6 protein-coding genes are annotated in these 6,000 nt (G+C 67.3%); 4 read left to right on the forward strand and 2 right to left on the reverse strand.

Annotated features, from left to right (window positions below; all coding sequences use genetic code 11):
* Window positions 1-113: 113 nt before the first annotated feature.
* Window positions 114-857, reverse strand: coding sequence for an A24 family peptidase (locus tag Q0082_RS11520; RefSeq protein WP_298192652.1), 744 nt, complete (start codon window positions 855-857; stop codon window positions 114-116).
* A gap of 125 nt (window positions 858-982) precedes the next feature.
* On the opposite strand from Q0082_RS11520, the gene Q0082_RS11525 reads away from it, so the two are divergent.
* Window positions 983-2,179, forward strand: coding sequence for an acetyl-CoA C-acyltransferase (locus Q0082_RS11525; protein WP_298192635.1), 1,197 nt, complete (start codon window positions 983-985; stop codon window positions 2,177-2,179).
* Between the two features lie 34 nt (window positions 2,180-2,213).
* Here the strand turns inward: Q0082_RS11525 and Q0082_RS11530 are convergent, their stop codons facing one another.
* Window positions 2,214-2,663: an SH3 domain-containing protein gene (locus Q0082_RS11530; RefSeq protein ID WP_298192638.1), complete on the reverse strand. Its 450-nt coding sequence runs from the start codon at window positions 2,661-2,663 to the stop codon at window positions 2,214-2,216.
* Between the two features lie 141 nt (window positions 2,664-2,804).
* Here Q0082_RS11530 and Q0082_RS11535 point away from each other — a divergent pair, with 141 nt between their 5' ends.
* The 3 genes from Q0082_RS11535 to Q0082_RS11545 are packed head-to-tail and all read left to right on the forward strand — an operon-like array spanning window position 2,805 to window position 5,606.
* A complete protein-coding gene (locus Q0082_RS11535; protein ID WP_298192640.1) occupies window positions 2,805-3,839 on the forward strand; it encodes a D-glycerate dehydrogenase in 1,035 nt (344 codons plus the stop codon).
* A 32-nt stretch (window positions 3,840-3,871) separates the two neighbouring features.
* Window positions 3,872-5,179, forward strand: a complete 1,308-nt coding sequence (locus Q0082_RS11540) for an ammonium transporter (protein WP_298192642.1) — start codon at window positions 3,872-3,874, stop codon at window positions 5,177-5,179.
* A gap of 1 nt (window position 5,180) precedes the next feature.
* A complete protein-coding gene (locus Q0082_RS11545) occupies window positions 5,181-5,606 on the forward strand; it encodes an ester cyclase (RefSeq protein ID WP_298192643.1) in 426 nt (141 codons plus the stop codon).
* Window positions 5,607-6,000: the final 394 nt, after the last annotated feature.

Genomic DNA, 6,000 nt, shown 5'->3' on the forward strand with positions numbered 1-6,000 from the left:
CGGACTTGATCCGTGGTCGCGCTTCCATCCCCCGTTCCGTTGCTCTCGAGCGGCTCTACCATGTTCAGCATGGACTTCCGACCGGATGGGCGCGGAAGGCCAGACACCGCCCGCTAGAAACCTTGCCAGAGAAACACGGGCCAGGCAGCCACGGCCAGCAAGGTCCCCAATGGCAGCATCGTGTCCGACGTGATCTTCTGCCCCGCCCGCCACAACACGAACGCCACCGCCAGCCCCAGCAGGCTTGCCGCGAGCAAGGTATGGATCACCCCGAGTGGCCCCAGCCACAGCCCGATCGCGCCGAGCAGCGGCGGGTCGCCTCCGCCCAGCCCTTCCTGACCGCGCCACATCTGATAGCCCTGCCCCAGCATCCACAGCGCGGCAAACCCGAACGCCCCGCCCACCAGCGACAGCGCGATGCCCATCATGTCATCGGCCCAATAGCCCATCACCAGCGCAAAGAGCGCGCCGCTCGCGCCCAGCAGCGCCGAAAGCTGGCGCGGCAGCCACATGTGCCTGAGGTCGAGCATGGCGAGCAGCAGCAGCTGCCAGCCCAGCAGCATCGCCCAGACCGGAAAGGTGCCGAGCATCACGGCGAGCGCGCCGATGGCCGCACCGCCCAGCTCCGCCGCCAGTTGCCAGCAGTCGATCGCCGAGCCGCACTCGCGGCACTTCCCGCCCTGCACCGCCCACGAAAGGATCGGCACAAGCTCGAAGGGCTCCAGTTCCTTGTCACAGGTATCACAGGCCGAACGCGCCATGACCAGCGGGCGTCCATCGGGCAGGCGGATCAGCACCACACCCATGAAGCTGCCGACCACCGCGCCCAGCACCAGACCGGCCAGGATGAACACCACTGTCAAGCCGCCGGTCCCCGCATACCTTTGTGTCCTGCGCGCGAATTGAAATCATCACCCCCGGCGGCTACATCAACCGTATCCCCGGGGCCTGGCGCGGTCCCTTAGCACAGGAATGGTTTCCAATGGCCCAATTCTCCGCAGCCGATCCCGTCGTGATCCTCTCCTTCGCCCGCACCCCGATGGGCGCCATGCAGGGCTCGCTCGCCGATGTTCCCGCAACCCAGCTCGGCGCCACCGCCGTGAAGGCCGCGGTCGAGCGCGCCGGGATTGCCGCTGAGAAGGTCGAGCGCATCTACATGGGCTGCGTGCTCCCCGCCGGGCTGGGCCAGGCCCCTGCGCGGCAGGCCGCGATCCATGCCGGCCTGCCGACCTCGGTGCAGGCGACCACCGTCAACAAGGTCTGCGGCTCGGGCATGCAGGCCATGATTATGGGCGCCGAGGCGCTCGCCTCGGGCAGCATCGACATGGTCGTCGCGGGCGGCATGGAAAGCATGACGAACGCACCCTATCTGCTCAAGAAGCACCGCTCGGGCGCGCGCATCGGCCACGATACCGCTTACGATCACATGTTCCTCGATGGCCTCGAAGACGCTTACGAGCCCGGCCGTGCCATGGGCACCTTCGCGCAGGACACCGCCAACGAATACCAGCTGACCCGCGAGCAGCAGGATGCCTACGCCATCGAATCGCTCCGCCGCGCGCAGGCCGCGATCGCCGAGGGCGCCTTCACCGCAGAGATCGCGCCGGTAAAGGTTGTCAGCCGCAACGGCGAAACCGTGGTCGATACCGATGAGGCCCCGGGCAAGGGCAAGCCGGACAAGATCCCGGCCCTCAAGCCGGCCTTCTCCAAGGACGGCACGATCACCGCCGCCACCTCGTCCTCGATCTCCGACGGCGCCGCCGCGCTGGTCCTCACTCGGACAAGCGTCGCCGCCGCCGATGGCCTCACCCCCGTTGCCCGCGTCGTTGCCATGGCCGCGCATGCGCAGGCGCCGAAGGACTTCACCACCGCTCCCGTCGGCGCGATCACCAAGCTGCTCGACCGCGCCGGGTGGAGCGTGGCCGATGTCGACCTCTTCGAAGTCAACGAAGCCTTCGCCTGCGTCGCGATGTTCGCGATGCACGATCTCGGCATCCCCCATGAAAAGATCAACGTCCACGGCGGCGCCACTGCGCTCGGCCACCCCATCGGCGCCTCGGGCGCGCGCATCGTCACCACGCTGATCGGGGCGCTCCAGCGTCACGGCAAGAAGCGGGGCGTCGCCAGCCTGTGCATCGGCGGCGGCGAGGCCACCGCGGTCGCCATCGAACTGGTCTAAGCAAGAATCCCGAGGGGCCTGCTTCGGCGGGCCCCTATTCGGCGCCCCAGACGGCAGCCTTGGCCACGAACCCGCGCCGACCATCGATATCGAACTTGCACCAGGCCGGGCCGCACTCGCCCAGCTTGCCCGTCACGCCCGGCTCGGCGCGCCAGAGCAGGCGGCCGCTGCCATCGGAATTTTCGCGGATCTCGGCAATCGCGCCTTTCACTGTCGCCGTGCGATTGCGCGTCAGGAACTGCGCCAGCATCCATCCGCGCGCGCCATCGATATCCTCGACCAGTCGCCATCCGCCGATCATGCGCAGCACCTTCAGTGGCAGCCCCGCGCGCACATAGACCCAGCTGATGCGATATTCGCGCCCCGGCCCGACGCGCAGATTGGCAGGCTGGTCGCGCAGCGAGGCCCAGTAGGGGCCATTTTCGCCGTCCGCCGCGCGCAAGGGCGCCGCCATCGTCAGGCCCAGTACGAACAGGCCCAGCACAAGCAAGAATGCAAACCGGGGTCCGCCACGCCTCACGATCAACTATCCTCCATGCTCGCCGCCCCTCCCGCGATACAGCATTCGCGGCTTCGGGCAACCGGATGCTTGACCGCAGGGCGCGAGGCGGCATAGCGATACGCCATGTCCGCAACCTCCTCTTCGCCCAGCACCGCTTACCGGCCCACCCGCCGGATCGAAGGCCGCCCCCGCGTCTTCGTCACCCGCCGCCTGCTGCCCGAAACCGAGGCGCGGATGGCCGAACTCTTTGACGTCACGCTCAATCCCGATGACCGCCCGCTTACGCAGGACGAGATCCGCGCCGCGATGCAGACGGCGCACGTTCTCGTCCCCACCGTCACCGACCGCATCGATGCCGAACTCATCGCCGCTGCCGGCCCGCAACTCGGTCTCATCGCCAGCTTCGGCGCCGGCACCGATCATATCGACCTCGCCGCCGCCCGCGCGCGCAAGATCCTCGTCACCAACACCCCCGGCGTGTTCACCGATGATACGGCGGACATGACGATGGGCCTCATCATCGCGGTCTCGCGCCGCCTCGCCGAAGGCGGCCGCGTGATCCGTTCGGGCGATTGGGCCGGCTGGGCGCCATCCACACTGCTGGGCCACCGCATATCAGGCAAGCGCCTCGGCATCATCGGCATGGGGCGCATCGGCCAGGCCGTCGCCCACCGCGCGCGCGCCTTCGGGCTCGAGGTCGTCTACCACAACCGCCAGCGCCTCCCCGAAGCGTTCGAGCGCATGGTCGGCGCGCGCTACGAACCCGATATCGATGCGCTGGTGCGCGAGGCGGATATCGTCACCCTCCACTGCCCCTCCACGCCTGAGACGCACTTCCTAATGGACGCGCGACGCATCGCGCTGATGAAGCCCGATGCCTACCTGGTGAACACCGCGCGCGGCGACGTGGTCGACGAGAACGCGCTGATCGAGGCGCTGCAGGAAGGCCGCATCGGCGGCGCCGGGCTCGATGTCTTCCTGCACGAGCCGAAGATCGATCCGCGCCTGCTCGCGCTGAGCAACGTTTCGCTGCTGCCGCACATGGGCAGCGCCACGTTCGAGGGGCGCACCGCCTCCGGCGACAAGATCATTGCCAACATCCGCTTTTGGGCTGATGGCCACCGCCCGCCCGATCAGGTACTCGAAGGCTGGGCATAGAACACAACGGGCCGCGTGGGGGAGACAAGCCAATGAAGAAAATCATCGCAGCGGCGCTTGCCGTCTGCGTCCTTGCGCTGCCCGCGCTTGGCCATGCCCAGCCTGTCGAAGCGCTCGATGCGGCCGACAGCGGCGATACCGCCTGGGTCCTCGCCTCCTGCGGGCTCGTCTTCCTGATGACGCTCCCCGGGCTTACGCTGTTTTATGGCGGCCTCGTCCGCGCCAAGGGCTTCCTTGCCGTCGCGATCCAGATCGGCGCCATCGCCGCGATCACATCGCTACTGTGGATCGTGGTCGGCTACACGCTGGCCTTCGGTCCCGTGTCGAACGGCTGGCTCGGCGGCGGTTCGGCCTGGATGCTCACCCAGCTCGGCAATGTGCGCGAAGGCACGCTCGTGCCCGAAAGCGCCTACGCGCTGTTCCAGATGATGTTCGCCGCGATCACCCCCGCCCTCATGGTCGGCGCATGGGTGGACCGCGCCCGCTTCGGCTGGGTCGTCGCCTTCTCCGCACTGTGGAGCCTCATCGTCTACGCCCCGGCTGCCCACTGGATCTGGGGCGGCGGCTGGCTGGCAAGCCGCCTCGGTACGATGGATTTCGCAGGCGGCATCGTCGTTCACACCACCGCGGGCGTCTCCGCGCTCGTCGCCGCGCTGCTGCTCGGCAAGCGCACCGGCTTTCCGCGCACACAGATGCTCCCGCATTCGCCCGCGCTTACCATGATCGGCGCGGCCATGCTGTGGGTCGGCTGGTTCGGCTTCAACGGCGGCTCGGCGCTCACCGCCACGGACGATGCAGCCTCCGCCATCATCAACACCCACGCCGCCGCCTGCGCCGCCGCGCTCGCGTGGCTCGCCATCGAAAAGATCAGCATCGGCAAGCCAACCTCGGTGGGCTTCGCGACCGGCGCCATCGCGGGCCTCGCCACGGTGACACCCGCCGCCGGCTTCATCGCGCCGGGCGCCGCGATCCTCTTCGGCATCGCCGCCGCGCTGGTCTGCTATCCGATGATCCTGCTGGTCAAGCGCCGCCTCGAAATCGACGATTCACTCGATGTCTTTGCCGTCCACGGCATGGGCGGGATTGTCGGCTCGCTGCTCCTCGCCGTGTTCCTCGAACCCGCTCTCGGCGGTGTCGGCTACAACGAAGGCATGGGCCTCATCCGCCAGCTCTTCGCGCAAGCCGCCGGTGTCGGCGTGGTCGCCGGCTGGAGCGCGCTCGGCACCGTGATCTGCGCCCTCGCCGTCGCCATGGTCATCCCGATGCGCGTGACCGAGGACGAGGAACGCGAAGGCCTCGACCTCACCAGCCACGGCGAACGCGCCTGGGAGTTCGAGTAAGGTGAGCTGCCGCAAAGCCCGCCTGACGGCCTTCATCGAGGCCGTCTGGAACCGGGGCGAAGCCACATCCGTGATCGACTATCTCGCTCCGGCCTACACCATTCACCACGATCCCGGCGATCCGTGGGAAGGCCGCACGCTCGACCCTCCCGGTTTTGCCGAGCGCCTGATCCAGTCCCGCGCGCCTTTTCCCGATCAGCGCTTCACCGTGCTGCGCATGGCCGAAGATACGGATGCGGTGATCATGACGTGGACGTGGGAAGCCACGCATCTCAGCGATTTCCCCGGCTTCCCCGCCAGCGGCAAGGTGATCCGCATGTCGGGCGCCACGGCATACGGCTTCGACAGTGATGACCGACTCACCGGCCACTGGCAGATCGCCGACCGCCTTGGCGTGTTTCAGCAATTGCAGGCGAACAGAGGCTAGGAGAAAGGGAGAATCCCATCCTCTCATCCTTCCCAATTTTATGGGGAGAAGGCCCGCCACAACGCGGGTCGGCGGGGTAACACCCTAGCACCTTCTTCTCGTCGCCCCGGACTTGATCCGGGGGCCCGCTTCCTTGAATTGATCACAGCGGAGAAACGGGTGCCTGCGCCACAGCGTCAGCACACCCGAACAATCAACAGTGCCAGCTTCCGACCTTGCGACGACCACAGCCTGCTTTGCGGAGACGACCACACAGCAGTCAAAAAGCACATTGCTTAGGCTCAGGACCTATTAAAATGCTTGCGTAGCGTGCGATCAGTTGATTCAATGACGGCGCTGAGGAGGCGTTGTCATGAGCGATTTGATCTGGTTGTCAGAGGCGCAGATGCGCCGG

Origin of the sequence: Novosphingobium sp., from assembly GCF_027489515.1 — a bacterium.
Classification (GTDB): domain Bacteria; phylum Pseudomonadota; class Alphaproteobacteria; order Sphingomonadales; family Sphingomonadaceae; genus Novosphingobium.

What these genes read in the sequence shown, in the direction of transcription:
- Q0082_RS11535 (WP_298192640.1), top strand. Translation starts at nt 2,805, where the DNA reads ATGTCCGCAACCTCCTCTTCGCCCAGCACCGCTTACCGGCCCACCCGC.
- Q0082_RS11540 (WP_298192642.1), top strand. Translation starts at nt 3,872, where the DNA reads ATGAAGAAAATCATCGCAGCGGCGCTTGCCGTCTGCGTCCTTGCGCTG.
- Q0082_RS11525 (WP_298192635.1), top strand. Translation starts at nt 983, where the DNA reads ATGGCCCAATTCTCCGCAGCCGATCCCGTCGTGATCCTCTCCTTCGCC.